This window comes from Nocardia sp. NPDC047038, assembly GCF_040644075.1.
Lineage (GTDB): Bacteria > Actinomycetota > Actinomycetes > Mycobacteriales > Mycobacteriaceae > Nocardia > Nocardia sichangensis.
In genome coordinates, this window is the sequence record NZ_JBEYVQ010000001.1 from 280,304 (window position 1) to 305,700 (window position 25,397).

The 25,397-nt window shown below is 68.1% G+C and carries 25 protein-coding genes and 2 pseudogenes; 14 read left to right on the forward strand and 13 right to left on the reverse strand.

Annotation, left to right across the window (positions count from 1 at the left end; genetic code table 11):
- Window positions 1-185: 185 nt before the first annotated feature.
- Both ABZ824_RS01415 and ABZ824_RS01420 read left to right on the forward strand, forming a co-directional pair.
- Window positions 186-1,967, forward strand: coding sequence for an ABC transporter ATP-binding protein (locus tag ABZ824_RS01415; RefSeq protein WP_356961003.1), 1,782 nt, complete (start codon window positions 186-188; stop codon window positions 1,965-1,967).
- Between the two features lie 625 nt (window positions 1,968-2,592).
- The gene (locus ABZ824_RS01420) at window positions 2,593-3,405 is read left to right on the forward strand and encodes a DUF1206 domain-containing protein (RefSeq protein ID WP_356961005.1); all 813 of its coding nucleotides are present in this window, start codon (window positions 2,593-2,595) and stop codon (window positions 3,403-3,405) included.
- Between the two features lie 3 nt (window positions 3,406-3,408).
- Here ABZ824_RS01420 and ABZ824_RS01425 read toward each other — a convergent pair whose 3' ends face one another.
- Both ABZ824_RS01425 and ABZ824_RS01430 read right to left on the reverse strand, forming a co-directional pair.
- A complete protein-coding gene (locus tag ABZ824_RS01425; RefSeq protein ID WP_356961007.1) occupies window positions 3,409-4,299 on the reverse strand; it encodes a class I SAM-dependent methyltransferase in 891 nt (296 codons plus the stop codon).
- Window positions 4,300-4,302: 3 nt separating this feature from the next.
- Entirely contained in the window at window positions 4,303-5,667 is a 1,365-nt protein-coding gene (locus ABZ824_RS01430; RefSeq protein ID WP_356961008.1) for an FAD-dependent oxidoreductase, read from the reverse strand.
- 233 nt (window positions 5,668-5,900) lie between these two features.
- On the opposite strand from ABZ824_RS01430, the gene ABZ824_RS01435 reads away from it, so the two are divergent.
- Window positions 5,901-7,148, forward strand: coding sequence for a cytochrome P450 (locus tag ABZ824_RS01435; protein ID WP_356961010.1), 1,248 nt, complete (start codon window positions 5,901-5,903; stop codon window positions 7,146-7,148).
- A gap of 204 nt (window positions 7,149-7,352) precedes the next feature.
- On the opposite strand, the gene ABZ824_RS01440 is transcribed toward ABZ824_RS01435, so the two are convergent.
- Window positions 7,353-8,003, reverse strand: coding sequence for a TetR/AcrR family transcriptional regulator C-terminal domain-containing protein (locus ABZ824_RS01440; RefSeq protein WP_355077793.1), 651 nt, complete (start codon window positions 8,001-8,003; stop codon window positions 7,353-7,355).
- Window positions 8,004-8,078: 75 nt separating this feature from the next.
- On the opposite strand from ABZ824_RS01440, the gene ABZ824_RS01445 reads away from it, so the two are divergent.
- The 4 genes and pseudogenes from ABZ824_RS01445 to ABZ824_RS01460 all read left to right on the forward strand — a co-directional run bounded on the left by ABZ824_RS01445 (window position 8,079) and on the right by ABZ824_RS01460 (window position 9,814).
- The gene (locus ABZ824_RS01445) at window positions 8,079-8,213 is read left to right on the forward strand and encodes a hypothetical protein (protein WP_356961012.1); all 135 of its coding nucleotides are present in this window, start codon (window positions 8,079-8,081) and stop codon (window positions 8,211-8,213) included.
- Window positions 8,214-8,230: 17 nt separating this feature from the next.
- A pseudogene (locus ABZ824_RS01450) lies at window positions 8,231-8,422 on the forward strand (AMP-binding protein); the annotation flags it as partial.
- A 97-nt stretch (window positions 8,423-8,519) separates the two neighbouring features.
- Window positions 8,520-8,708: pseudogene (locus ABZ824_RS01455) on the forward strand (lipase); the annotation flags it as partial.
- A 26-nt stretch (window positions 8,709-8,734) separates the two neighbouring features.
- Entirely contained in the window at window positions 8,735-9,814 is a 1,080-nt protein-coding gene (locus ABZ824_RS01460) for an ADP-ribosylglycohydrolase family protein (protein WP_356961014.1), read from the forward strand.
- A 45-nt stretch (window positions 9,815-9,859) separates the two neighbouring features.
- On the opposite strand, the gene ABZ824_RS01465 is transcribed toward ABZ824_RS01460, so the two are convergent.
- Entirely contained in the window at window positions 9,860-10,762 is a 903-nt protein-coding gene (locus ABZ824_RS01465) for a LysR family transcriptional regulator (protein ID WP_356961016.1), read from the reverse strand.
- Window positions 10,763-10,810: 48 nt separating this feature from the next.
- Between ABZ824_RS01465 and ABZ824_RS01470 the strand changes: the two genes are divergently transcribed.
- On the forward strand, window positions 10,811-12,316 hold the full coding sequence (locus ABZ824_RS01470) for an MFS transporter (protein ID WP_356961017.1): 1,506 nt from the start codon (window positions 10,811-10,813) through the stop codon (window positions 12,314-12,316).
- An 86-nt stretch (window positions 12,317-12,402) separates the two neighbouring features.
- Here the strand turns inward: ABZ824_RS01470 and ABZ824_RS01475 are convergent, their stop codons facing one another.
- From ABZ824_RS01475 to ABZ824_RS01495, 5 genes are all read right to left on the reverse strand, one after another.
- The gene (locus ABZ824_RS01475; RefSeq protein ID WP_355077783.1) at window positions 12,403-13,356 is read right to left on the reverse strand and encodes an alpha/beta hydrolase family protein; all 954 of its coding nucleotides are present in this window, start codon (window positions 13,354-13,356) and stop codon (window positions 12,403-12,405) included.
- A 188-nt stretch (window positions 13,357-13,544) separates the two neighbouring features.
- On the reverse strand, window positions 13,545-13,679 hold the full coding sequence (locus ABZ824_RS01480; RefSeq protein ID WP_356961019.1) for a hypothetical protein: 135 nt from the start codon (window positions 13,677-13,679) through the stop codon (window positions 13,545-13,547).
- Between the two features lie 5 nt (window positions 13,680-13,684).
- Window positions 13,685-14,218: a hypothetical protein gene (locus ABZ824_RS01485; protein ID WP_356961021.1), complete on the reverse strand. Its 534-nt coding sequence runs from the start codon at window positions 14,216-14,218 to the stop codon at window positions 13,685-13,687.
- Window positions 14,215-14,661 (reverse strand): ABA4-like family protein, encoded by a 447-nt coding sequence (locus tag ABZ824_RS01490; RefSeq protein WP_356961023.1) that lies wholly within the window; start codon window positions 14,659-14,661, stop codon window positions 14,215-14,217. Before ABZ824_RS01490 ends, ABZ824_RS01485 begins: the two co-directional genes overlap by 4 nt.
- Window positions 14,658-15,620 carry a hypothetical protein gene (locus tag ABZ824_RS01495; RefSeq protein ID WP_356961024.1) on the reverse strand — a complete coding sequence of 321 codons (963 nt, stop codon included), beginning with the start codon at window positions 15,618-15,620 and terminating at the stop codon, window positions 14,658-14,660. The genes ABZ824_RS01490 and ABZ824_RS01495 overlap by 4 nt, the downstream gene beginning before the upstream one ends.
- Window positions 15,621-15,729: 109 nt before the next feature.
- Between ABZ824_RS01495 and ABZ824_RS01500 the strand changes: the two genes are divergently transcribed.
- Together ABZ824_RS01500 and ABZ824_RS01505 are read left to right on the forward strand one after the other, a co-directional pair.
- Window positions 15,730-16,389 carry a MerR family transcriptional regulator gene (locus ABZ824_RS01500; protein WP_356961026.1) on the forward strand — a complete coding sequence of 220 codons (660 nt, stop codon included), beginning with the start codon at window positions 15,730-15,732 and terminating at the stop codon, window positions 16,387-16,389.
- A gap of 60 nt (window positions 16,390-16,449) precedes the next feature.
- Window positions 16,450-17,016 carry a type 1 glutamine amidotransferase domain-containing protein gene (locus ABZ824_RS01505; RefSeq protein WP_356961028.1) on the forward strand — a complete coding sequence of 189 codons (567 nt, stop codon included), beginning with the start codon at window positions 16,450-16,452 and terminating at the stop codon, window positions 17,014-17,016.
- Window positions 17,017-17,033: 17 nt separating this feature from the next.
- Here ABZ824_RS01505 and ABZ824_RS01510 read toward each other — a convergent pair whose 3' ends face one another.
- Complete coding sequence (locus ABZ824_RS01510; protein WP_356961030.1) at window positions 17,034-17,705, reverse strand: TetR/AcrR family transcriptional regulator; 672 nt, start codon at window positions 17,703-17,705, stop codon at window positions 17,034-17,036.
- 110 nt (window positions 17,706-17,815) lie between these two features.
- On the opposite strand from ABZ824_RS01510, the gene ABZ824_RS01515 reads away from it, so the two are divergent.
- The 3 genes from ABZ824_RS01515 to ABZ824_RS01525 all read left to right on the forward strand — a co-directional run bounded on the left by ABZ824_RS01515 (window position 17,816) and on the right by ABZ824_RS01525 (window position 20,496).
- The gene (locus ABZ824_RS01515; protein WP_356961032.1) at window positions 17,816-18,961 is read left to right on the forward strand and encodes an acyl-CoA dehydrogenase family protein; all 1,146 of its coding nucleotides are present in this window, start codon (window positions 17,816-17,818) and stop codon (window positions 18,959-18,961) included.
- A gap of 144 nt (window positions 18,962-19,105) precedes the next feature.
- The gene (locus ABZ824_RS01520) at window positions 19,106-19,570 is read left to right on the forward strand and encodes a YiiD C-terminal domain-containing protein (protein ID WP_356961034.1); all 465 of its coding nucleotides are present in this window, start codon (window positions 19,106-19,108) and stop codon (window positions 19,568-19,570) included.
- A 596-nt stretch (window positions 19,571-20,166) separates the two neighbouring features.
- The gene (locus tag ABZ824_RS01525; protein WP_355077766.1) at window positions 20,167-20,496 is read left to right on the forward strand and encodes a transglycosylase family protein; all 330 of its coding nucleotides are present in this window, start codon (window positions 20,167-20,169) and stop codon (window positions 20,494-20,496) included.
- A 207-nt stretch (window positions 20,497-20,703) separates the two neighbouring features.
- On the opposite strand, the gene ABZ824_RS01530 is transcribed toward ABZ824_RS01525, so the two are convergent.
- From ABZ824_RS01530 to ABZ824_RS01540, 3 genes are all read right to left on the reverse strand, one after another.
- A complete protein-coding gene (locus tag ABZ824_RS01530) occupies window positions 20,704-21,444 on the reverse strand; it encodes an SDR family oxidoreductase (RefSeq protein ID WP_356961036.1) in 741 nt (246 codons plus the stop codon).
- Entirely contained in the window at window positions 21,441-22,610 is a 1,170-nt protein-coding gene (locus ABZ824_RS01535; RefSeq protein WP_356961038.1) for a thiolase family protein, read from the reverse strand. Before ABZ824_RS01535 ends, ABZ824_RS01530 begins: the two co-directional genes overlap by 4 nt.
- Window positions 22,611-22,729: 119 nt before the next feature.
- Complete coding sequence (locus ABZ824_RS01540; RefSeq protein ID WP_356961039.1) at window positions 22,730-23,977, reverse strand: helix-turn-helix domain-containing protein; 1,248 nt, start codon at window positions 23,975-23,977, stop codon at window positions 22,730-22,732.
- A gap of 275 nt (window positions 23,978-24,252) precedes the next feature.
- Here ABZ824_RS01540 and ABZ824_RS01545 point away from each other — a divergent pair, with 275 nt between their 5' ends.
- Entirely contained in the window at window positions 24,253-25,392 is a 1,140-nt protein-coding gene (locus tag ABZ824_RS01545) for an alpha/beta fold hydrolase (RefSeq protein ID WP_356962411.1), read from the forward strand.
- The last annotated feature ends 5 nt before the right edge of the window (window positions 25,393-25,397 follow it).

The following is a 25,397-nucleotide window of genomic DNA, read 5'->3' on the forward strand; positions in this document are numbered from 1 at the left end:
GGGAACGCAGGCAGCGCGGCTCTCGGCGGCCCACCATTCGGACTCGCTCATGACGGGAAACCTTGTTGTGCCCGAGCGAGGGGCGACCCGGATCGCGGTCGGCGAATATTCGCTGGCCGTGGCCCGCCCGGACGCGGGATACTTGCTCACCTGCGTCGCTCGTTCGATTCCAGACGAGGGGGAGCATGAGTTCACGTGCGACGGCGGTCGAGCTGGTCCTGCGTTTCTATGGGCGGGAGATGGCCTCGCGCAAGGCCATGACGATTCCGGCGCTGTTGGCGCCTGCGCTCGGCAATGTCTGCAATCTGTATGTCGCACCGCTGATCGTCGCCATGGTGGTCGGTCGGGTCGCGGTCACCGGGGATGCGAGTTTCGGGTCTCTGGCCTGGTACATTCTCGCCTTCGGCGGCACCCTGCTGCTCGCGGAACTACTGTGGCGCATCGGGATCCACTATCTGAACCGAGTGGATGCCTACGGCATCGAGCGCCTGTACGTGCTCGCCATGGACGAGTTGCTCGCCAAGGATGCGGCGTTCTTCCACAACAACTTCGCCGGTTCGCTGACGAAGCGCTCACTCAGCTTCGCGTCTCGATTCGAGCAGTTCGTGGACACCCTCGCCTTCGAGATCCTGGCGGCACTGGTGCCGCTGATGTTCGCCTCGGTGGTGTTGTGGCGCTACAACCCGGTGCTGGTCGTTGTGCTGGTGGGGATGATCGTGGTGACCGCGCTGGTGATCATGCCCTTGATCCGGCGCCGCCAGAAGCTTGTCGACGACCGGGAGGCCGCCATCGCGCAGGTTTCCGGGCATGTGGCCGACAGCCTGGCCAATATGCAGGTGGTGCGCGCCTTCGCCGCCGAACCGCAGGAGGCGGCCGAGCATCGGCGGCGAGTCGCCTCGTCGCGGCGAAAGTCGTTGCGCTCCTGGGATTACGCCAACCTGCGGATAGATACGCTGGTGGCGCCGCTGTTGGTGCTCACCAATGTGACGGGCCTGTTGATCGCGCTGCGCCTCAGCGGCGCGAACGCGGGGGTGGAGGCCATCGTGGTGGCATTCACCTACTACTTCAACGCCACCGGCATCATGTTCCGGTTCAACCAGATCTACCGGCGGTTGGAGACCGTGCTCACCGAGGCGGCGCAATTCACCGAACTGCTGCTCGACGAGCCGAAGGTGCTCGATGCCGAACACCCGGAACCACTGCGGCCCGCGGGCTTCGACGTGCGCTTCGAAGCGGTGGACTTCACGCACGAGGGTGCTCGGCAGCTGTTCCGCGGATTGGATCTGCACGTACCCAGCGGCGCCAAGGTGGGCCTGGTCGGACGATCCGGCGGTGGAAAGACCACCATCACCCAACTGCTGCTGCGGTTGATGGATGTCCAATCCGGAACGATACGTATCGGCGGGCAGGACATCGCCCGGCTGCGGCAGGCGGATCTACGCAGTCTGATCGCCTATGTGCCGCAGGATCCGGCCATGTTCCACCGCACCATGAGCGAGAACATCCGGTTCGCGCGCCCGGAGGCCACGGACGAGGAGATCCTTCGGGCCGCCGAGGCCGCGCACGTCACCGAGTTCGCGGACATGCTGCCGCAGGGTATGGAAACGCTGATCGGCGAGCGCGGCGTGAAACTGTCCGGCGGCCAGCGCCAGCGGGTCGCACTGGCGCGCGCCATCCTGCGGGACGCGCCCATCCTGCTCCTGGACGAGGCCACCAGCGCCCTCGACTCGGAGAGCGAATTACTTGTGCAGCAAGCGCTCTGGAGGTTGATGGAGGGGCGAACGGCGCTGGTCGTGGCGCATCGGCTGAGCACGGTGGCCGGGATGGATCGGCTGGTGGTGCTCGACCACGGGCGAGTCGTCGAGGAGGGGACGCACGAGGAGCTGTTGTGCGCGCGAGGAACCTACGCTCAGCTGTGGCGGCACCAGTCGGGTGGATTCCTCGGCGAGGACGTGGTCGCCCGCTGATTGGAGTTCTGCACTCGACGACATCATTCGTTGTGCACCGAGGCGACGGTGTAGAGGACCTGATCGAAGGTGGCGATCGCGGCGGCGGCCTTCATGTGGTGCTGGCATTCGGGGTCGGCGAGCAACGCCTCGACGCTCTGCCACTGGGCGTAATCGGCGATGCGGGCGCCACCGATCCCGGCGTGGATATTGGCCGCGATGATCCCAGGGCTGGCGCATCACCTCCTCGGTGGCCCGGACGAGCAACTCGATCAGTTCGCGCTGGCGAGCCGGTTCGACGGTGAAGGTGTTGAACCCCTGAGGGCCGGGCGCGGCTGCGCGCGGCGGAGGAGGTGGTCACGGCGGTCGAACTGCAGATGCTGGGTAGCCTGGGCGCCGCGGCCGAACGAACACTGAGCACGTTGCTCGCCACGTGCGCGGAAAACCTCTCCGCGGAGTTCTGAGCGGCGCCTACCGGGTCTGCGGGACCGGTGGCACCGAATCGAACGAGGGTGCCCGAGGTGTGCGCGAGCCAACCGGCCTTACGGGAGACGGCGGAGACGGATAGGTGCTTTCTCGACCTACTTGGGTATCCGGTCGGTGTCCTGCGGCGGTTTTCGTCGTGGTATCTGGACGGAGGAGCAGCATGACCCACACCGGTCTTTCCGGCACCGCCGGTCGTATCGCCCAGAACAGCGTGTTCGCGCGGTTCGCCCGCGCGGGCTACGTCATGTCCGGTCTTGTGCATCTGCTGATCGGCTACATCGCCATCCGGCTGGCGTTCGGCGGCGGGGGGAACGCCGACCAATCCGGGGCGATGGCCGAACTGGCCGATAAACCGGGCGGTGGGCTCACCCTCTGGGCGGCTGCGGCCGCGTTCGTGGTCATGGCGCTGTGGCGGCTGGCGGAGTCGGTCTTCGGCAGCGCGTCCGAGCAGGGGGCCGGCGGCGATCAGCCAGGAGTGTTCGACCGTGTCAAAGCCTTCTCCCTGTTCGCGGTCTACCTTGGACTGGCCGTCACCGCGTTCCGATTCGCCCGCGGCAGCGGGAAGTCGACCAGCAGTCAGAGTGTGGGGCTCACGGCACGCCTGATGCAGCACACTGCGGGAACGATCGCGCTCGTCGTGGGTGGGCTGGTCATCATCGCGGTCGGCGGTTACCACGTGTACAAAGGCGCCACCCAGAGCTTTCTCGACGACCTGCGCGGGACTCCGAGCGCATTCGTGCGGCGACTCGGCACGGTGGGTTACATCGCGAAGGGGCTGGCCGTCGCCGCGGTCGGGTTGCTGGTGATCCTCGCCGCGACCGAATCCGACCCGAACAAGTCCGCAGGACTGGACGGAGCCATCAAGACGCTCGGCGCGCAGCCCTTCGGTGTGGTTCTGCTCCTGATCGCCGGCCTCGGCATCATCACCTACGGGCTCTACAGCTTCGTCATGGCCCGCAGCGCCAAGATGTAGCGCCTACCGCACGGCGGTCAGAAGCCTTGGTTGCCGCCACAGCTCGTCGAGCTCCTCGGGCAGATCCGGGACCGATCGCCCGTAGGACGCGGCGAGTTCGCTCGGACTCTCGCTGCGCACCGACCAGCCGTGTCCGGCCAGCCACCGGGCGGGATCGGCTCGCTCGTCGTCGTAGAACAACTCGGCCGGGTCGATGTCGCCGAACGGGTTGCAGCGGTCGAAATACTTCTTCTCGATGTTCGCGAAGCGTTTGACGTCGGTTCCCGCCACGAAGCTCTCCACGGCCAGCTCGCTGCCAGGGGCGGACCAGCCGCCGATGTGCTCGAAGAGCTTGTCCTGCGCGGCCCCGGGTAGATAGGGCAGCAGGCCCTCGGCGGACCACGAGGTCGGTTCGCCGGGTTCGAAACCCGCGCTGCGCAGCGCGGCAGGCCAGTCGTCGCGCAGGTCGACGGCGACCGGGCGCCGATCCGCCTTCGGTCGCGCCCCGTTCTCGGTGAGGACTTTCTCCTTGAATTCCAGAACTTTGGGCTGGTCGATCTCGAACACCGTGGTACCCGCGGGCCAGTCGAGGCGGTATGCCCGCGCGTCCAATCCGGCGGCGACGATGACGGCTTGCCGAACGCCCCGCGCCGCGGCCGACGAGAAGAAGTCGTCGAAGAACTTCGTGCGGAAGCCCATGAACCCGGGTACCAGCGGGATGTCGTCCAGTTGGGAAGGGTCCGCCAACAGTCCGTTGAAATGTCGATGGCCCGAGGCCGCGACGAACAGGGGCGCGTAATCGTCCCGGATCAACGGATCGGGAGCGGATGTCTCCAGCGCCCGGAACGTCGCGACGCCCAATGCGGTGAGTCCGACACTGCTGACGATGTCCCATACGTCTCCCTCGGTGCGCATAGGTCAGCCCACCACGGCGGTCTCGTGCTCCAGCACTTCGCTGGCCGCGCGTTCGCCCGAGCGAATGGCCCCGTCGATCCAGCCGCACATGACCGCCGAACTCTCGGTGCCAGCCCAGTGGACGCGGCCACACGGCTCGCGCAGAGCGTGGCCGAATTGGGTGAGCACACCGGTGGGCGCGTGGCTGAGCATCCCGCCGCCGGAATAGCGCTCGGCGCTCCAGTCCTGCTCGATGTAGTCGACGGGTGAGCCGGCCTGCCGGCCGAATCGCTCGACGAGTGCGTCGAGGATCGCGCTGCGGCGCTCCGCGTCGTCGAGTCGGGCCAGCTGCCGCGCGATCGGTCCCTCGGTGATGACGCACAGGACTCCGGGCCGCCCGGTGTCCGTGCACGCATCGATGGTGATCGTCGCGGGCGAACCCGGCGCGGCGGACTGTCCCGACAGCCCGTCACCGCGCCAGAACGGCTCGTCGTACACCACGGAGACCTTGATGATCGAACCGCTCGGCATCCGCTGATGCAGGAACATGCGATCGGCGGGCAGCAACGGCCGGTACGAGATCTGGCCGGCGATCGCGAGGGGAACGGTGACGATCGCCCGGCGCGCGCGCAGCCGGAGGTCGGTCGCGCGGACGGTCACCCCCGAGTCGTCCTGATGGATGCAGCGGACCGGCTGCGAGAGGTGGATCGCATCGCCGAGCTCGGCCGCCATCGGACGGTAGATCGCGCCCATGCCGCCGACCGGCCGCGCGTCCTGCGCCGCGTCTTTGACGCCGAGGACGAAGCTCGGCCCGCCACCCGAGGCCATCTGGTACAGGACGAACAGCAACGAGACCTCCGAAGCCGCCGAGGTGTAGCAGCCCGCGATGGCGGTCTCGAGCAGATCGTGCGCGGGCTTGGAAAGGACATTGGCTTCCAGCCAGTGCGCCAGGCTTACCTGATCCCATTTGTCGGCTTTCTTCGCCGCCCACGGCGCTTCCAGCGGAACCGACTTGCACATATGTCCCAGCTCGAGGAATACCGCGCCGAGGTTCATCGACGCCCACGGGCTCATCGTCCACGGGATCGTGCCTGTGTAGCGGTGCTGCTTGCCGTCGACGACCATCATGGCCTCGCCGTCGGTGTACTGCTTGTAGCTCGGTACGCCGAACTCGGTCATCAGCGCTTGGATGCGGTCCTGTCCCGGCCCGATCCAGGCGCCGCCGCGATCGATCCACGACCCGTCGTCGCGTACCTGGGTGAAGGTGCGGCCGCCGAGCCGGTCCCTGGCTTCCAGCAGCGCCACCGACCGACCCATCTGTTTCAGCCGCAGCGCGGCCGTCAATCCCGCGAATCCCCCGCCGATTACGCAAAAGTCGACGTCTGTCATGGCGTGCCGTCCTCGGGTTGCAGTTTCGCGCACGGCCGCCGTGCTACTGCGCTCGACCGGCGCACTCGACACAGCGGGTGCGATTCGCCTTCGATCAGGTCAACGCGTCGAATATCGGGGCAATTCTATAGCAACTTGCAGTGAGGGGTCATCTCGAGTCGTTTCCGGTGCGGAGGGCGCGCGAGCTGCTTAGGCTCACGAATCTTGCTGCCCGATCGCCTGGAGCCTCCTCGATGACGACGTCCCCGCCCTCCGCACACAGCCGCGCACCGCACGGTTCGCCGATCGACACCGACGGCCCGCGGATTCCTTTGTTCGCCGCGGAATTCGCCGCGGACCCGCACAGCGCCTATCGCGAGATGCGGGAGCGTTACGGATCGCTGGCGCCGGTGGAATTGGCCCCGGGTGTGCCTGCCACCTTGGTGCTCGGGTATCACACCGCCGTGCGGATCTTGAACGATCCGGAGCACTTTCCGGCCGACCCCCGCACGTGGCAGCAGGACATCGCCGCCGACTGCCCGGTGCTGCCGATGATGCAGTGGCGGCCGAACGCGTTGCGCAACGCCGGAGCCGAGCATGCCCGCTATCGGCAGGCCAACGTCGCGGGTCTGGCCAAGGTCGACCTGTACGGCTTGCACGACACCGTGGCGCAGCTGGCGACACCGTTGATCAACTCGTTCTGCGCGGACGGGTCAGCGGATATCGTGCGCCAGTACGCTTTTCCGCTCGCTTTCGCGGTGCTGAACGCCATGCTGGGTTGCCCGGCCGAGATCGCGCAGCGCGCCGCGACCGGTATGGCCGCGATCTTCGAGGGCATCGACGCGGAACGCGGGAACAAGATGCTGACCGATTCGCTGGCCGAGTTGACGGTACTGAAGCGGGCCGATCCAGGCGACGACATCACCACGCGCATGCTTCGGCACCCATCCGGGCTGAACGACACCGAGATGGTCCACCAGCTGGGCACGCTCTACGGCGCGGGCATCGAGCCGCAGCAGAATCTGATCGTCAACACCCTGCTGCTGATTCTCACCGACGAGCGGTTCGGCGGCAGCGTGCTCGGTGGCAGTCTGTCGACCCGGGACGCGCTCGACGAGGTGCTGTTCAACGACCCGCCGATGGCGAATTTCTGCTTCAGCTTCCCGAAGCAGCCGATCCTGATCGACGACGTCTGGTTGCCTGCCCATCAGCCGGTCGTGATCAGCATGGCCGCCTGCAACACCGATCCGGCGATCCGCGCCGAACGCTACGCGGGCAACCGCGCCCATCTCGCGTTCGGCGGCGGGCCGCACGCGTGTCCGGCGAACTCGCTGGCTTATCTGATCGCTCAGGACGCGATCGATCAACTGCTGGACGCGCTGCCGGAGCTACGTCTCGCGGTGCCGGTCGACGAGCTGACCTGGCGTCCCGGACCGTTCCATCGAGCGCTGACCGCCTTGCCGGTCGTCTTCCCTGAGTCGCAGGCGCTGCCGCTGCCGTAGTACCCGGGCCGGGTCGGAAAACGCGAAAGCCGGATCGCTGACCATCTCGGTGACGTGCACGGTGGGCCGGTGTCCGAGCTACCACCTGGACACCGCGCCGGGAGGCATGGTCGCCGCGGTCGGCGGGCTGGTCTGCCAGGCCGGGGTATCTGTTCGCGCCGAGGCTTACGCGGGCGACGGGTGTGCTTCGGTGCGCGGTCGGAGTTACCCGGCATCCGCGAGCAGCCGGTAACGGATCTCCAGCCCGTCCAACAGGGATTCCAGACCGACTTCGAAGGCGTCCCGATCGATTCTCTGCTGCCGCTCGGCCAGCAGGTGCGCCTCGTTCAGGTGCGGATAGGCGTCGGCGTATACCGCGACGTCGGAGGGGAAGCCCGCGGCGAACGATCCAAGCGATGCTCCGGTGAGGAAGTAGCGCATGGTCGTGCCGACCGTGGTGGCCTCGCGGCGCGGCCAGCCCGCCGCGACGAGGCCGCCGAAGACCGCGTCGGCCATGCGCAACGCGTTGGGGCGATGACCGGGACCGCTCGCCAAGGCGGGAACGATGTGCGGGTGTGCCGCCATGGCGGTGCGGTAGGAACGGGCCCAATCGCGCAGTGCCGAGCGCCAGTCCCGATCCTCGGCCGACAATCCCTCGAACATCGCGATGTCGACTTCGCCGAGGACGGCGTCCACGACGGCATCGATCAGGTCGTCCTTGGTGCGGACGTGGTTGTACAGCGAGGGGCCCTGCACACCCAGCTCGGTGGCCAGGCGCCGCGTGGAGACAGCGGCCAGACCCTCGGCGTCGACCAGGGTGAGGGCGGTGTCGATGATGCGATCGCGGGTCAGCAGCGGTCGACGTGGTCGTGCCATGGGCTCTCCTTTCGGTCCTCGCATTCTCGCAGGCGCGGAACACGATACTTGCGCCGCTAGTTTCGGTGCCCTACGGTGAGCGGAAAACTTGCGCTGCTAGTTTTGGAGAGTGATGTCGAGATTCACCAGGCGGTCGGCATGAACGCGACACTGTCGGTAGCCAGCATTCCGGCCGAGCAGGCAGACGGCGCCCTGACCGGGTCGCCCTGATCGACGGGGCGCGGCGGATCACTTTCGCCGAGTTGTGGCTTCGGGCGCGGGCCCAGGCCGCGGCCTTGATCGGGCTCGGTGTGCGGCCTGGTGACCGGGTGGCACTCATGTGCCCGAATGTCGTCGACTTCCCGGTCGCCTACTACGGAATCCTCGCCGCGAGAGCAGTGGTGGTGCCGGTGCACCCGTTGTCCACGTCCGCCGAGGCCGAATACATGCTGCGCGACAGCGCGGCGCGGCTTCTGCTGTGCCATCCGGTTTTCGCCGAAGCGGGCCATCCGGCGGCCGCCGCCGTCGGACACATCTCCGGGGCCGGACGCGACCGTGCACAACATCACCCTGCAGGACGGCTGCGCCCAGGATCTGTCCGATCATCTGACGATCATGTACTCCCCGCGTGCGGCCTCGATCGCACTGCGTGCGCTCGACCCGGAGGCGAACTCGCCGCTGGATTGCGCGTTCAATCCATGGATGATCGGCGGAGCGGATCACTGATCAGCCATGCGCAATGATGGTGTCTCGTGGCGGATTACATGGCGGTCTTCGATCGGGTCAGGGGTTCTCTGCTGGGCGGGGCGGTGGGTGACGCGCTCGGCTGGCCGGTCGAATTCCTACGGCTGGAACAGATTCGGCAGCGGTACAGCGACGAAGGCGTGACGGGCTTCTTACCCCAGCACGCCCAGGACGCGCCGCAACAGATCACCGACGACACTCAGATGACACTGTTCACCGCGGAGGGACTGTTGCGCTCGGGGCCCGGCGCCGATCCGGTGCCGGCCTTGCGCCGAGCCTATCTGCGCTGGTTGCAGACTCAGCGGCAGGAGGCGCCCGCGCCACACGTCGACGGGTGGCTGGCGAGTCTGCCCTTCCTCTACGCGGTGCGGGCGCCCGGGAACGCGTGCATGTCCGGTCTGGGACAGCAGTCCCGGGGATATCTCGCACCGGTCGCGTTCGGTGCGAGCGGGCCGGTGAATCCGCATTCGAAGGGGTGCGGCACGGTCATGCGGTCGGCGCCCTTCGGATTGTCCGGAATGGGGCCCGATCTCGCGTTCACCACCGCCGCCCGGGCCGCGCAGCTGACCCACGGGCACCCCACGGGATATCTCGCCGCGGGGGCGTTCGCGGCACTGGTCGATCGGGTCGTGAGCGGAACCGAACTGCCGATCGCATTGCGGAAGACGATCACCCAGCTCGCCGCCGTCCCTTCGAGTGCGGAGACGGTGGCGGCGCTGACTCGAGCCGCGGAATTGTCCGAGCACCCGGTCTCCGCCGAACAGGTCGAGCACGTGGGGGAGGGGTGGGTAGCCGAGGAATGCCTGGCCATCGCGGTGTACTGCGCCTTGTACGCGGCCAGGACCGGAGATGCCCGCGGCGCGCTGCTGCTGGCGGTGAACCACTCCGGCGATTCCGATTCCACGGGCGCGGTGGCGGGAAACCTGGTCGGCGCCGTCCACGGTGTCTCCGGACTGCCGATGGAGTGGGCGGCGGCGGTCGAGGGACGCGACGTGCTGGTGCAGGTCGCCGACGACCTCGTCATGAATTTCGGGCTCGGCGACCGGTCCGGACTCGCCGCCCGCTATCCCGTCGACGAAGGCCTGTGAGCACCCCGCGTACCTGACCGCGAGGACGCGGCGCTCACTCGTCCTTCACGGTCCGGCCGACCGCGCGCACGCATCGAGCACGCGGCCGCGCAGCCATCGATGAGCCGGGTCCGCGTCGAGCCGGACGTGCCACAACAACGACACGGTCACCTCCGGAGCGCGGAACGGCAGATCGAACGAGTGCATGCCCTGCCGCAGGATCACGGTGTGCTGCTGCGGGACCGTCGCGACCAGGTCCGAGGCCCTCGCCAGCGCCAAGGCCGCGCCGAAGCCGTCCACGACGGTGACGACGTCGCGCCGGTGGCCGGTCGGGTGTAGCGCCTGGTCCACCAGTCCCTCGCCCATGCCGCGCCGGGAGACGTGCACGTGCCGTGCGGCGGCGTATCGGGCCGCGGTGATCTTCCCCGCACGGAGCGGATGTTCGGCACGCACCACCCCGATGAAGCGGTCGGTGAACAGCGGTCGACTCACGATGTCGGGCGGCAGCGCGCGCTCGATGACTCCCGTCTCCAGGTCGATGGTGCCGTCTCGCAAGGGATCGGTGTCCTTCTTCGTCTTCCGCACGAACCGCAGTCGCACCTCCGGCGCCGCGTGGCCGATCTCCGCCACCAGTTCGGGTCCGAACCGCTCCACGAACCCGTCGCTGCTGCGCACGGTGAACGTTCTCGAAAGCTCGGCCGGGTCGAGGTGATCGGCGGGCCGCAACACTTCTTCGGCCTCCCGGACCAGGCCGCGCACGCGGTCGCGCAGCTCCACGGCGCGTGGCGTGGGCACCAGCCCCCGGCCCGCCCGTACCAGCAGCGGATCGCCGGTGGCCCGGCGCAATCGCGCGAGCTGACGGCTCATCGCCGAAGGGCTGAGCGCGAGCCGCTCGCCTGCTCGCGTCACGCTGCCCTCCTCGAGCAGAACGTCCAAGGTGAGCAGCAGATTCAGATCGGGCCGCGCCATGGGCACACGATCTCACAGTGCTCCTGGGATATGGCGTTCAGTGCACAGATGAGTTTCCATCTTTGCGTCTTCCGCCAGGTGACAGCGGGGCCTAGCGTCCAGAGCGTCATCCATATCGAAGAGGTCGTCTTGAAATCAGCAGAACCCCGTCTACGGACGTCGTACGCCCGTCGTCCCACCTTGCCTCGGACGCTGCTCGCGCTGTCGTTGTCCATGCTGTTGCCCTCGCTGAGCATCAGCATCGCGAATGTCGCCCTACCGACCATGGCGGTGGCGTTCGACGCCTCCTTCCACCAGGTGCAGTGGGTCGTGATCGCCTACCTGCTGGCCACCACGACACTGGTCGTCGGCGCGGGCCGTCTCGGCGACGTCGCAGGCCGGCGCCGCCTGCTGCTCGGCGGTATCGGGGTGTTCACGGTCGCGACCATGTTGTGCGGTCTGGCTCCGGATCTCGTCTTCCTGGCCGCTGCCCGCGCGCTGCAAGGAGCGGGCGCCGCGTGCATGATGGCGCTGACGATGGCCTTCGTCGGCGAGACCGTGCCGAAGGACCGCACCGGCAGCGTCATGGGACTGCTCGGGACGATGTCGGCGGTCGGGACCGCGCTGGGTCCCTCGCTCGGTGGAGTGCTCATCGCGGCCTGCGGCTGGCGTGCGATCTTCGTCGCCGTCGCGCCGCTCGGGTTGCTCACCCTGGTCCTGGCCAGGCGCCTGCCGACCGGCGCCGCACCGGAAACCGGAAGCGCGCGTTCGCGTTTCGACATCCCGGGTACAGCGCTGCTGGCGCTCGCGCTCGGCGCCTACGCCCTGGCCATGACGATCGAAGGAAACGCGGTCGGCCCGCTCGGTATCGGATTGCTGCTCGTCGCCGGAACGTGCCTCGCGTTGTTCGTCCGCACCGAAACCCGCGTTTCCGCGCCGCTGCTCAGGCTCGGGATGCTCCGCGATCCGCTCCTGACCGCGGGCCTGACGACCAGTGCGCTGGTCTCGACCGTCATGATGACCACGCTCGTCGTGGGTCCCTTCCACCTCGCCCGCGCTCTGCACCTCGATCCGGCCGCGGTCGGTCTGGTGATGTCGGCCGGTCCCGCGGTGTCGGCCCTCACCGGCGTGCCCGCGGGACGCGCTACGGATCGCTTCGGAGCGAGGACCATGGTGAGCGTCGGGCTGGGCGGTGTCATCGGCGGCACCGCCGCGCTCGCGCTGCTGCCCGCGAGCGCCGGGGTCATCGGCTACGTGCTGCCACTCGTGGTCACCACCCTGGGCTACGCCCTGTTCCAAGCGGCCAACAACACCGCGGTCATGCGAGACGTCGACCCGGGACAGCGGGGCCTCGTCTCGGGCATGCTGAACCTTTCTCGCAATCTGGGTCTCGTCACCGGTGCGTCGGTCATGGGCGCGGTCTTCGCTCTCGCGGCGGGAGCCGGCGACGTCATCGGCGCCGCGCCGGAGCAGGTGGCCAGGGGAACGCACGCGACCTTCGCCGTCGCCGCGCTGCTCGCCACTGCCGGTCTGGCGATCGTGACAGGCCTTGGACTCACCCGCTCGAAAGCGTGAATTCCGGCGCGCGTGACGAAGAGGCGTGCACCCCGGCACGGAGGCGCCCGCCGCGGTCACGGAGGCGGCCTCCGGCGGCCGAATCCTCACGCGGCGAGAGCGTGCGCCAGGTGCGGCCACGACTCGTGGAGGTCGGTCTCGAACAACCCCCAGGTGTGCGAGCCTTCCGCGCGATTCACGTGGACAGCGGGCAGCCCGAGCTCGTCGAGACGATCGGCGAAGGCCGCCGTGCAGGAGCTGGCGATCGCCTCGATGGGGGGAAAGGGCAGGCCGCCTCGATCGATGGCACCGGGAGTGCCGGAGGCGGCGGACAAGTAGATGGTCTTCCCGGCCAGAGCGGGCGCGTTGGCGAAAGCGTCGTGCGCTCGCCAGATCACGTCGCCCGGAGCGCCCCACATGTTCGCCGGATTGCCCCCGCCACGGATGACCTGGGCGCTCACCATGGCCGCGCCGACGGCGTCCGCGGCCCATGGGCATCCGCTGTAGGCCGCCACCGCGTCGTACACGTCGGGCGCCTGGATCGCGAGGTCGACCGCGGATCCGGCGCTCATCGACACCCCCGCGATCGCGTTGCGCCCGGTCGTGCCGAGTTCGGCGTCGAGCGTCGCCGGAAGCTCACGCGTGAGATAGGTCTGCCATCGGTTGCGCCCGACCGCCGGATCATCGGCGCGCCAGTCGGTGTACATGCTGTAGGCGCCGCCGACCGGCATCACCACGTTGATGTGCTTGTCCGCGAAGAACTCCCGGACGTCCGTATCGTCCCACCAGGAGATTCCGTCGACGCCGCCGCCGATACCGGTGAGCAGGTACAACGTCGGCGCGGGTGCGCCGCCCGCCGCCCGGATCACCCGGTTGGTGACCACTTTGTCCATCGACGGCGAGTAGACATCGATCTGGGACACCGATCCGCCGAGCGGGGCCTCCCCCACCACGCGCGCCCGCGCGGACTCGGCTTCGGCGGGACGAGCGGAGAAGGAGGACACCGCGACAACTGTCGCCAGCGCGCTGACGAGCGCGCCCAAATACCTAGAAGCACTCACGATTCCGTTGTACCCGGGCGCGCGTGGATCATTCGGCGAAATCGGTCCATTTGGAAGGTTCGCCTGCGCGAAAGCCGCGCTCGAGCAGCATGTTTCGTTCCGGTACTGCTGTCGGGCGGTCGAACGACCTATCGCGCGTGGCGATTTCGGGAAGGCGTGTACCGGACCTGGAGCCCATGTCATGGCGGTCAGGGCCGGTTCATCTCCGCGCGATCGCGTTCAAGGCGGAGCGCGCGGGCCGTGAGGATCACGGTAAGGGCTGGAGCCGGCAAGCGCACTTCGATCGCGGGCGTTCCTCTGACCGGCCTGTCGATGGTCGTCATGCCGCTCACTGTTTCGAAATCACCGCGGTATGGGCGATTCGGTCACCGGTCGCTCGTCGCGGGAAGCGCAGCATCCCGGCGGCCCACAAGGCGACGCCGATGTACAGCGCCTGCTCCGGAACGCGCTCCCACAGTGGCGGTGCGGGTGCGTCGTTGAACGGGATGCCGGAGAACGCCACGTAGATGTTGGCGGGCAGCATCACGACGAACAGGGCGGTCAGCCCGAGACCGGCGGCGCGGCGAGTGCGGGCGAGGAAGAGGCCCGCCGCGCCGAGTAGTTCCATTACGCCGGTGAGGTAGACCATCGCGCCGGGGAACGGGACGAACGGCGGCACCATCGGGAGCAGATCGGCGTGGGTCGGAACGGGGGTGTCCGCGAACGCCTCCGGCAGGAAATGCGTTGTGCCGGTCATGATCAGCATCACGCCCAGCGCATAGGCGGCGCAGGTGGGCCATGCGGCGAACCGCCGCGCGCCGAGGGCACCCGCAACGCGCAGCGACAAAAGGGTGGTGAGCAGGACGATGAGGGTTTCCATCATGCCTCCATGGGGACGGTCCGGCCGGGCGCCGGTGTCGTGGTGAATCGGATCAGCAGGTAGAGCAGCACGCCGATCGGCGCGAACAGGATGGTGAGGACGAGCAGGGGGCTGATCAGCAGCGGCGTGTGGCCGCGCGCGCGACTGTCCAGGTAGATCCAGCGCCCGAGGAACAGGTCGAAGGCCACGAAGTGCGCCCATGCCGCCGCGGCCCCCGACCCCTGGCCCAGTATTTCTCGCAGCCCGGCGAGTTCCGGATCGACGAGCGCCGCTGCGAACGAGCCGAACTCGGGCACGACCAGCGCCGCGTAGACGAGCAGCGGAGGCAGGCAGATGAGCGGTGAGGCGACGATCGTGCTGGTTCGTCGCCATCCCGGGGCCAGGATCATCAGTGCCCAGAAGGGGGCCGCGAACCAAAAAGTGATGTCGAACAGCAGCTCCGTCATAGTCCCGCTCCTATCGGGACGCGTTGCACGACAACCTTTTTCGTCCGCAGCGCGACAGCGGCCGACAGGGCGGCTCCGAGGGCGATGGCGGCGAGAGCCAGCAGGGTGGCGACGTCGGGATGGACCACCGATTGTCCACGCAGCGCCTGCCAGGTCAGCACCGCGAGCAGTGCCGCGTAGGCCGCCGCGGCGATCACGACGAGCGTTCGCCTGGTGGCCGCCGAGCGCATGGCCGGAATCCGGCGCGACCCGTACTCCACGGCGAGCAGAACCAGCGGAAACACCTGCAACGCATGCATTCCGAGGAAATGCGGGACACGCAGATCGCCTCCGGCCGTGCTCCAGCCGAGGATGGGCAAGCCGGGTCCGCCGTCGGCGAGCCCGACGGTGTGGGCGCCCCTGATCGCGCTGCCCGCCGCCCGCTGTTCGGCCGTCGGCGGCACCATCAGCATCCCCAGCGCGGCGCCCGCGAGCGAGAGCGCGGCGCCGTAACGGATCGCCGCGTTGCGGGCGGGGTCAGCCGTCGGATCGGCGAACAATGCCGCCGAGACGACCAAGGTGGCGATCCAGACCACCACGATGGACGACCCCATGATCTCCCACAGTGCCGCGTTGAGCGGCGTCGTGAAATTGAAGTGGCTGGTGGTGCCGCGCACGATCTGCGTGGTGATGACGATGAGCTCCACCGCGAGGCCCAGCGCCGCCACCGTCCCCGCCCACCAGGCGACGCGCTGCCATCTGGTGAGCTGGGCGAGCAGCCACGCCCAGGTCAGGGCATAGATCAGCACCGAAAACGCGAACTTGGCGGACTTGGCCCAGATCGGCAACCCGGTCGAGGTGCGGTCGTCGATGATCATGCCCCCGATCGACCAGGCGACCAGGAGCGCCATGGCGACGGCGAGAAGCATCAGTGGTCGATGCCAGGAGAGTGCGGGGAATCGCTGGGAGAAGGCGGTCACGGGAGGCTGACCTTTCGGGAACTCGAAGTATCGATAGTTGTACTATCAGCAGTAATTATGGATAGCTGTACTATCGACTGTCAATACGTCGACCGAGCCGAGGAGTCCGATGCGGATCGCCGAACTCAGCCGCGCCAGCGGCGTTGCTCCCGCGACGATCAAGTACTACGTGCGCGAGGGGCTTCTGCCCTCCGGCGTGCGGACCCATCGCAATCAGGCCGAATACAGCGATGCCCACGTCAGCAGACTGCGGCTGATCCGGGCGCTGGTGGATATCGGCGGCGTGTCCATCGAAGCGGCGAAGGAACTGCTCGCGGCGCTCGACAGCGGCAGCTTGTCCGCGCGGGACGCGCTGGGCCACGTCCAGTACGCCCTGGGCGGCCGGAGGTCGCAGGTCGGTGACGAGCAGCGGGAAGCCGCCGCCGAGGATGTCGCGGCACTGCTGGACCGGCGCGGCTGGCGGATCGATGACGACAGCCCGGCCCGCGACACCCTCATCGATGTCTGCGCCGCGCTGCGTCTGCTCGGCCACGGTGACGTGGTCGCCGCGATGGACGACTACGCGGGCGCCAGCGAGGCCATCGCCGCCACCGACATCGCCCTGGTCCGCAACGAACCGGTCCTCGAGCGGATGACCGAAACCGCCATTGTCGGAACGATTCTGGGCGACACGCTGCTCGCCGCGCTGCGCAGGCTGGCGCAGGAGCATCTGTCCAGCACGCTGCTGTCGGCGGACGACGCCGCGGATCGCGCCTCCGGCGAGGTTTAGCCCGCCCCTCGCGCGGCATGCCGGAAACAGGACCATCCCGAGGCGAAAGGAGAGCGGCTCATGACCGATCAACTGGATGGGACGCGCGTGCTGATCATCACCTCGAATACGGGAGTGGAGCGGGACGAACTGCTGGTGCCGCGCGACGAACTCCGCAAGCGCGGGGCGCGCGTCACCCATGCCGCACCGAAGCGCGAGGACGTGCAGACCTACCTGCACGACACGGAGAAAGACACCGTCGTGCAACCGGATGCGTCGGTGCACGAGGTCTCTGTCGACGACTTCGACGTGCTGGTCGTCCCCGGCGGAACGGTGAACGCGGACAAGCTGCGGGTCACCGACCGGGCGATCGAACTGGCCAAGGAGTTCGCAGGCGCGGGCAAGCCGATCGCCGCGATCTGCCATGGCCCCTGGCTGCTCGTGAACGCCGAACTGGTCCGCGGCAAGACGCTGACCTCCTACTTCTCGCTGCGGACCGACATCGTCAACGCGGGCGGCGAGTGGGTCGACGAAGCGGCGGTCCGCTCCGTCGAGGGCGGGTGGACCTTGCTCACTTCGCGCAACCCGGGTGACCTGTCCGATTTCGTGCACGCGATCACGCGCGAAGTGGTCCCTGCATCGCGCTGACCCCTGTCGGGCTCGATTCAGCTGCCAGGCAATGATTTTCGCGGATCGAGCGTAATGCCCAGATCGCGCAGCCGGTTGTCGATGAGCAGCCAGCACTCGGTGGTCAGGCGGTTCACCAGGGCGGCCTCGGTGGTGTCGTGGTGTTCCAGCCACCACCGCACCGAGGCATCCACCAAGCCGAGCAGGGCGACCACCACCCGGTCAGCGGCCAGCGGGTCGGCCCCGAATTCCGGCAGGTAGCGGGTCGCGGCGGCGGAGATCTCGGCGGCGAACGCGCTGCCGCCGACGCGCGGTTCGTTGCGGCCGCGCCGGTAGTCGCGTCCGACCAGGAAGCGATAGAGATTGGGATGCTCGGCGGCCCACCGCACGTGCTGGGTCAAGGGTGCGCGGATGATGTCCAGCGGCGTGCCGTCCACCGCCAGGCGCGCGCGAATCCGTTCGGTCAGATCGTGGTGCGCGTGCCGGGCGACCGCGAGGTCGAGCTCCTCTTTGCTGGCGAAATGCCGGTAGACGTGTGTGCGGGCCAGTCCGGCGCGGTCGGCGATCCGGCCGGTCAGCGCGTGCGGGCCGTCTTCCTCGATCGCCGCGATCGCGGCTGTCACGATGGCCCGGCGGCGTTCGTCGCGGCCGGGCCGATCACTGGTGGAACGCCGCGCGTCGGCGGTGTCCACCCAAGGTCGTCGTGCCACGCGGCTCAGCGTATCGGCAGGCGAATCGGGTGGTACACCTTGTACCCGGCAGTTCCGTGGTACACACTGTACCCGTAACTGTCGGTATCAGACTTTCGCAAGGACACCCGATGACGACCTACCGGTCCGCCTGGCTCGACGACGACCTGGACGCCCTGCGCGAGCTCGCCCGCTCGTTCTTCGCGAAGGAGTTGACGCCGAACATCGACAAGTTCATCGAGCAGCACCACGTCGACCGCGACTTCTGGAACAAGGCGGGCGCGCTCGGCCTGCTGTGCGCATCGATCCCGGAGGAGTACGGCGGTGGCGGCGGCACCTTCGCGCACGAGGCCGTGCTGATCGAGGAGCAGGCCAAGGCGTTCGACACCTCCTGGGGCGCCACCCTGCACAGCGGGATCGTCGCGCATTACCTGCTGCACTACGGCACCGAAGAACAGAAGCGGAAGTGGCTGCCGAAGATGGCCACCGGCGAGGTCGTCGGCGCGATCGCCATGACCGAGCCCGGCACGGGATCGGACCTGCAGAGCGTCAAGACCAGGGCGATCCGCGAGGGCGACGAGTACGTGGTGAACGGCTCCAAGACCTTCATCACCAACGGCAGCCAGGCCGATCTCATCATCGTGGTCGCCAAGACCGACACCAGCGAGGGCGCCAGTGGCATCTCGCTGATCCTGGTCGAGGCCGACCGGCCGGGCTTCCGCCGCGGCCGAGTGCTGGACAAGGTAGGGCAGAAGGGGCAGGACACCTCCGAGCTGTTCTTCGAGGACGTCCGGGTCCCGGTGTCGAACCTGCTGGGCACGCAGGAAGGGCAGGGCTTCGTCCAGTTGATGCAGCAGCTTCCGCAGGAGCGGCTGATCATCGCCGTCGGATCGGTGGCAGGGATGGAGGCCGCGCTCGAGGTCACGCTGCGCTACACCAAGGAGCGGCACGCCTTCGGCAAGCCGCTGTTCGCCTTCCAGAACACCAAGTTCACCCTCGCGGAGGCGGCGACCGAGACCCGGGTGGCTCGGGTGTTCCTGGACGACTGCATCGTGCGGCATCTACGTGGGGAATTGGACATCCCGACCGTCGCCATGGCCAAGTGGTGGACCACCGATCGCGCGATGTCGGTGGCCGACGAGTGCCTCCAACTGCACGGCGGCTACGGCTATATGAGCGAATACCCGATCTCGCGGATGTGGACCGACAGCCGTGTCCAGAAGATCTACGGCGGCACCAACGAGATCATGAAAGAGATCATCGCCCGCAGTCTGTGATCCGAGCGGCCGACTGTGTTGGCAAACTGCCAACACCCTGTCGGGCCGCGCCGGTCAGGGCCTACGCTTCGGTGACGTCCACCGAGGTGGCCGTGGCAGAGACAACGAGGTGCCAGGCACCTCCGGCGTGAAGGGACGGTTGCGATGAGCGACGTCGAGACTCCTCCGTTCAAGGACATCGTCAACGGGGCACTGGAATTCACCATCCCGATCGCGCACAAAATGGGTGTGCAGGCGGTGGAGGTGCGGCGCGGTTTCGCGGCGACCTCGGTGCCCGTCGAGGGCAACGGCAACCACTTCGGCGTGATGTACGCGGGAGTGCTGTTCACCGTGGCCGAGATCCTCGGCGGCGCGATCGCGGTCGCCACTTTCGACAACTCGGCGTTCTATCCGCTGGTGAAGGATCTGCACGTCTTCTTCCGCAAGCCGGCCAAGACGGATGTGCGCGCGGAGGCGACGTTGTCGGAGGAGGAGATCGCGCGCGTCGGCGCGGAGGCGGCGGCGAACGGCAAATCCGATTTCACGCTGCGAGCCGTGGTCACCGACGCCGACGGCGTTGTGGTGGCGGAGACCGAAGGCCTCTACCAATTGCGGGCGCACGGCAAGTAGCCCGCCTCGGCGCCGGAGCGGGGCGTTCGGCACGCATCCGGCGCCGGTCGGCCGCGCGCTGTGGCGAGCCGGCGTGGGGGCCGACGACGGTGTCCGGCCAGGTCGCCGTGCCCGCGCCGAGATCACGGGCCGGTCGCGGGGCACCGGTTCGGCCGCGGCGTCACGCGGATATCTCCGGTTCTTCGATTTGGTAACGACTCGGTAGCTGGTGCCCTGAGTGGTGGCGCGCGAGGGCGCGGTATGCCTACTACCGCAAGTCGTGGACCTGCGAAAATGCGATCCGCTTCACCATATCGCAGTGATCTCGGCCACATAACGAAGCCGTAACAGCAGATCTATATCGGTCGATTTTTCGCGATCGACCTGGGTGAACGGCGCGAAGTCTCGACCAAGGGTCAAACCTGTGCCGACGTTATTCGAACGTGATCTGTCGCGACATCTCCGCTAACGTCGGTCACGGCTCGGGGCAACACCGAGATCGAGCTCGAATCGCAGAACGCCGGAAACCCTGTCCCGCGGTTCGAGTGTCCACGAACTTCCCTGGGGACAGGGGCGCGGCGAATTCGCCGAGCCGGTGGGCGCAGGCGGGAAATCTCATGTCGCAAAACCGTAAATTCACCACTCGTGTTCTCGGCTTCACCGCGGCTGTCGGCGCCTTCGTCGCCGTGCCGTTCGGCCTTTCCACCGCGACCGCTTCGGCCCACAACTGGGACGCCGTCGCGCAGTGCGAGAGCAGTGGCAACTGGTCCACCAACACCGGTAACGGCTTCTCGGGCGGCCTGCAGTTCACCCAGAGCACCTGGGAGGCCAACGGCGGCAGCGGCAGTCCGTCCAACGCCAGCCGTGACGAGCAGATCCGCGTCGCGGAGAACGTCCTCGCGACCCAGGGTCCGGGTGCCTGGCCCGTGTGCGGCTCTTACCTCTGATGCGTCACCGGCGCCTACCGCGAATTCGCGGTAGGCGCCGAGCTATTTACCGGCAGTAATAAATTCCGCGAAATGTCGGTTTATTCGGACAATCGCATCGGTAATTAGATATGCGATCATTCGGTCCGAATTCTGATTCACCGAATGCGGATTCGCCCGCTCTCCAGGGGCCGGATCCTTGCGCCAGTCGCTGTCAGGTAACGGTGCTCAGGCCCGCCACAGTTGATCACCGGCGCGCGACAGGACGATGTTCGGCACCACCGCGTTACGCGACAGCCGCGTGACCGCCAGGACCATCTCGGCGATGTCACCGGTGGTGAGCATGGCCGATCGGTCCAGGACAGCACGCTTCCACGCGGTCATGTCGGTGTCGACGTAGCCAGGGGACACCGCCGTCGCGCTGACGCCGTTCGCGGATTCCTCCAGCGACACCGTCTCGCACAGCGAGATGAGCGCCGCTTTGGTGGCCCCGTAGGCGGCGAGGCCCGCTTCTCCGGCAACGCCGGTGATCGACGCCAGCGCGACGATCTTCGCGCCGCGCTCCCGATCGTCGGCCGCGCTCTTGCGCAGCAGCGGCATCGCGGCCTGGACGAGCGTCAGCGGCGCGCGAAAATTCACGTCCAGCATGCGTTCGTACGCCTTCGCGGGCAGGTCCGCCACGGCGCCCGCCGTGCCGGTGCCCGCGCTCAGCACCAGCGCGTTCATGCCGCCGAACCGTTCCTCATGCGCCTTGACCAGGGCGCGCACCTGGTCGAGGTCGTTCATCTGCGTGACCACCGGCTGCACCTCTGCTCCCGTTTCCGCGCGCACGCGGGCCGCGGTCTGCTCGAGCGTGTCGCGCGTGCGCGCGGCGAGGGTCAGGTGATAACCCTCGCCCGCCAGGCGGTGCGCCACCTCGGCGCCGATGCCGCGTGACCCTCCGGTGATCAGTGCGGTGCGGACGCTCATCCGAGGCGTTCGATGATCGTCGCGTTGGCCAGGCCGCCCGCCTCGCACATCGTCTGCAGGCCGTAGCGGCCGCCGGTCTGCTCCAGGTGGTTGACCAGCGTCGCCAGGATGCGGGTGCCGGAGGCGCCCAGCGGGTGGCCGAGGGCGATCGCGCCGCCGCGGGGGTTCAGCTTGGCCGGATCGGCGTTCAACTCGTGCTGCCAGACCAGGGGCACGGGTGCGAACGCTTCGTTCACCTCGTAGGCGTCGATGTCATCGATGCTCAGCCCGGCGCGATCCAGCACCTTGCGGGTGGCCGGGATCACGGCTGTGAGCATGAGCAGGGGGTCGTCGCCCACCACGGCGAACGAGTGGAACCGGGCGCGCGGGCGAAGGCCCAGTTTCGTGGCGGCCTCCTCGCTCATGATCAGTGCGGCGGAGGCGCCGTCGGTCAGCGGGGAGGAGTTGCCCGGCGTGATCGACCACTCGATCTCGGGGAAGCGCGCGGTGTACTGGTCGTCGACGAAGGCGGGCCGCAACTTCGCCAGACTCTCGCCGGTGGTGGCGGGCCGGATCGTCTCGTCGGCCGTCAGGGCGCCCGCCGCGACCAGTTCGTTGTCGAAGCCGCCCCGCGCCGCGGTGTCGGCGGCCAGCCGATGCGAACGAGCCGCGAACTCGTCGAGCGCGGCGCGGTCGAACTTCCACCGGGCGGCGATCACCTCGGCCGCGATGCCCTGCTGGATGAGGCCGTCCGGGTAGCGGTGGGCGAGCGGACCGCGGTTGGCGTCCTTGCCCTGGCCGTTGGAGAACATCGGCGCCCGGCTCATGGATTCGACACCGCACGCGATCGCGACGTCGTAGGCGCCCGCGACGACACCCTGCGCCGCGAAGTGCGCGGCCTGCTGGCTGGACCCGCACTGCCGGTCCACCGTGGTAGCGGGCACCGAATCCGGGAATCCGGCGGCCAGCGCGGCGGTCCTGCTGATGTTGAACGCCTGCTCCCCGCTCTGCGTGACGCATCCGCCGACCACGTCGTCCACCACGGCGGGATCGAGGTCGTTGCGGGCGACGAGTTCGGCGAGCACACCCGCGAGCAGGGTGGCCGGATGTACGTCCGACAGGCCGCCGCCTGCTTTGCCCTTACCGGACGGTGTACGGACGACATCGACGACGACGGCGGACCTCATGGCCATCTCCGATCAGTTAAGTTAACTGGCATTCGCAGTTAAGTTAACACAAATTCTCCGTCGTGGGCCATGGCGTTCCCAACGGTCTGGCCGCGATCGACCGCAGGGAGTTCCCGTGCCTAGGCCTTGGCCTCACCGGGCGGCCTGCCCGGATACAGGCGCTGAATCGTCAGCGCGGCCGCCAGCAGCCGGGAGTCGTGCGGGTCGGTGGGATCGACGCCCGTGAGTTCGGCGATGCGGCGCAGGCGATAGCTGAACGTGTTGGGATGCACGTGGATCTCGGCGGCCGCGGCCTTACGGTCCGAGCCGTGGCGCAGGTGCGCGTCGAGGGCTTCCATCAGGTGCGGGCTGTCCAGGATCGGGGCGATCCGCTCGGCCAGCCGGGTGCGGGCGGTGCCCGGCCTGGTGAGCTGGTACTCCAACAGCAGATCGTCGAGTTGGTAGACGCCCGCCGGGCGGCCGAGCAGGCGCGCGAGTTCGGCGAGGTCGGTGGCTTCCTTCGCGGTGTGCGGAATGGCGTCCTTCGGCACGGACGGATACTCGGCGAGGAATACCGGAACCCCGAAGTTCTCGGCCAGCTCGGTGGCAAGCCCGGTGTGGCGCGCGTCGTCGAGTTCGGCGTCGGAACCGCTGGGCAGCAACGCGATTCCGCTCCAGCCGTCGAAGGTGGCCAGCGCCGTGGTGCCCGCGAGGGCGTCCAGAGCACGGTGCAGCAGGCGGATGCGGCGGCGTCCGACGAGTGTGGCGACCTTGCTCGGCTGATCGTCGGGCCGGATGTGGATGGCGAGCACGGTGTAGTGCTCCGCGAGGGCGGTGTCGGCCCGCGCCGCCAGCTCCGCCGCGGGGAACCCGTTCAGCAGCGCCGAGCACAGCGCCCGGCGCGCCTCCCGTTCGGCGTTGTAGATGGACTGCTCGACCTCGGTGTAGGTCTCCACGACCGTGATGTTGATCTGCATGAGCAGGTCGAGCAGTCGGCTGCCGACCAGCACGAGGTCGTCGAGCTCCTCGCGGGAGGCCAGCGCGGCCGCCTCGTGGAGCACCGACTGCGCGGAACCGTGAATGGCCTCGATCAGCACGGGCAGGGGGAACCGGTCCTCGGCGTGCCGCTCGGCCACCGGGGCGACGAACGTCGCGACTTCGGCCTTGGTGAAGCTGCGCTGTTCACCGATCGCCTGGAGCACGGCGCGGCCGCACGCGTAGATCGCCGGAAGCACCTCGGCGGTGAAATGCCCCTCGGGCAGATCGGCGGCGGGCGAGGTGGTGCCGAGGCCTGCGGCGAGCATGCGCTCGGCGATCTGCGGCCAGCGGGTGAGCAACCGGGCGACGAGCGGAGCGTCTCCGGCCACCGGGGACAACGCGACGGACATGGGCCGATTGTTTCCGACCACAGGAAACCGCGGCAAGGTCGCGGGCCCAGTCGCGCGAATTTTGGCTTCGGGGCCAACATTCCAGACGGAATCTTCTCCTCGGCGTGCAGTGACACCGCCCCGGCGCGAGTCATACATTCGGAAAGCGGCTCGCATCTATGTCCCCGATCACATTCGAATCCGAATGTGGCGTAGGAAACATTCTGTAGCGGTGTTCGATTCACCGCCGGGCCGCCTGTGGTTCGGCGTGAATGGAAGTGAACTCGATGTTGGCAATGATGCACAACGCTCGACGGGCGATTCTCGGGGCCGCGGTGATCGCGGGCGTGACGATGGCCACGGCACTCGGCAACGGACCGGCGCACGCGCGGGAGGAGATCGAACCGACCCAGCAGGCCCTGGCCGATTACATCAGCGCGGGCCTGGCGCCCGCCCCGGACGGCAGGCAACCGCGCGCGATCGTGGACAGCGGCAGCTCGTCGGGATGGCCGACCAGCGTCGCTTCCGACGCGTTCGGTGAAGGCCCGGAGATGTCGGCGTATCTGGCGGCCTTCGCCTACGGCCTGACCCACCCGGACGCCGCCCCGCCCGGCGGCAACCGCTGGAACTGCACCCCCACCGCCGAACACCCGCGACCGGTGGTGCTGCTGCACGGCACCTGGCTCAACGCCTACGACACCTTCTCCTACTTGTCCCCGCGCCTGGCCCGCGCCGGTTTCTGCGTGTTCGCCTTCAATTTCGGGCGTTCCGGCATCCTGGAGGGCGGCGGTCTCGGCCCGATCCTGCCGGGGCGCTTCGGCGTGGGCCGGATGGAGGATTCGGCCGTGCAGTTGCGCGATTTCGTCGACCGGGTCCTGGCCGCGACCGGTGCGCAGGCCGTCGACATCGTCGGTCACTCGCAAGGCGGGACGGTCGCCGACCATTATCTGAAGTTCGAGGGCGGCCAGGGCAAAGTGGGCAAATTGGTGAGCCTGGGAGCGACACACCACGGCACGTCGCTGATGGGTATCGCCACGCTGGGCCGGATCATCAACAATCTGGGCGTCGACATTCTCGGGTTCTACGAGCCGCTGGTCGGACTCGCGAATATCCAGCAAGCGGTGGGCTCGCCGTTCTATGCCAGTCTGAACGCCCAGGGCGACACGGTGCCCGGAGTCGCCTACACGGCGGTCGGCTCGCGGCACGACGAGGTGACCAACCCTTATCAATGGACGTTCCTGCAAGCGGGGCCGGACGCGACGGTGGACAACGTCACGCTGCAAGACGGGTGCGAGCAGGACATGTCCGACCACCTGACGATGATGTATTCGCCGCGGGCGGCGTCGATCGTCCTGCACGCGCTCGACCCGGTCGCCCAGCCGTCGCTGGAATGCGCTTTCAATCCGTGGATGGTCGGCGGCAACGGCAGCTGGTGAGCCGC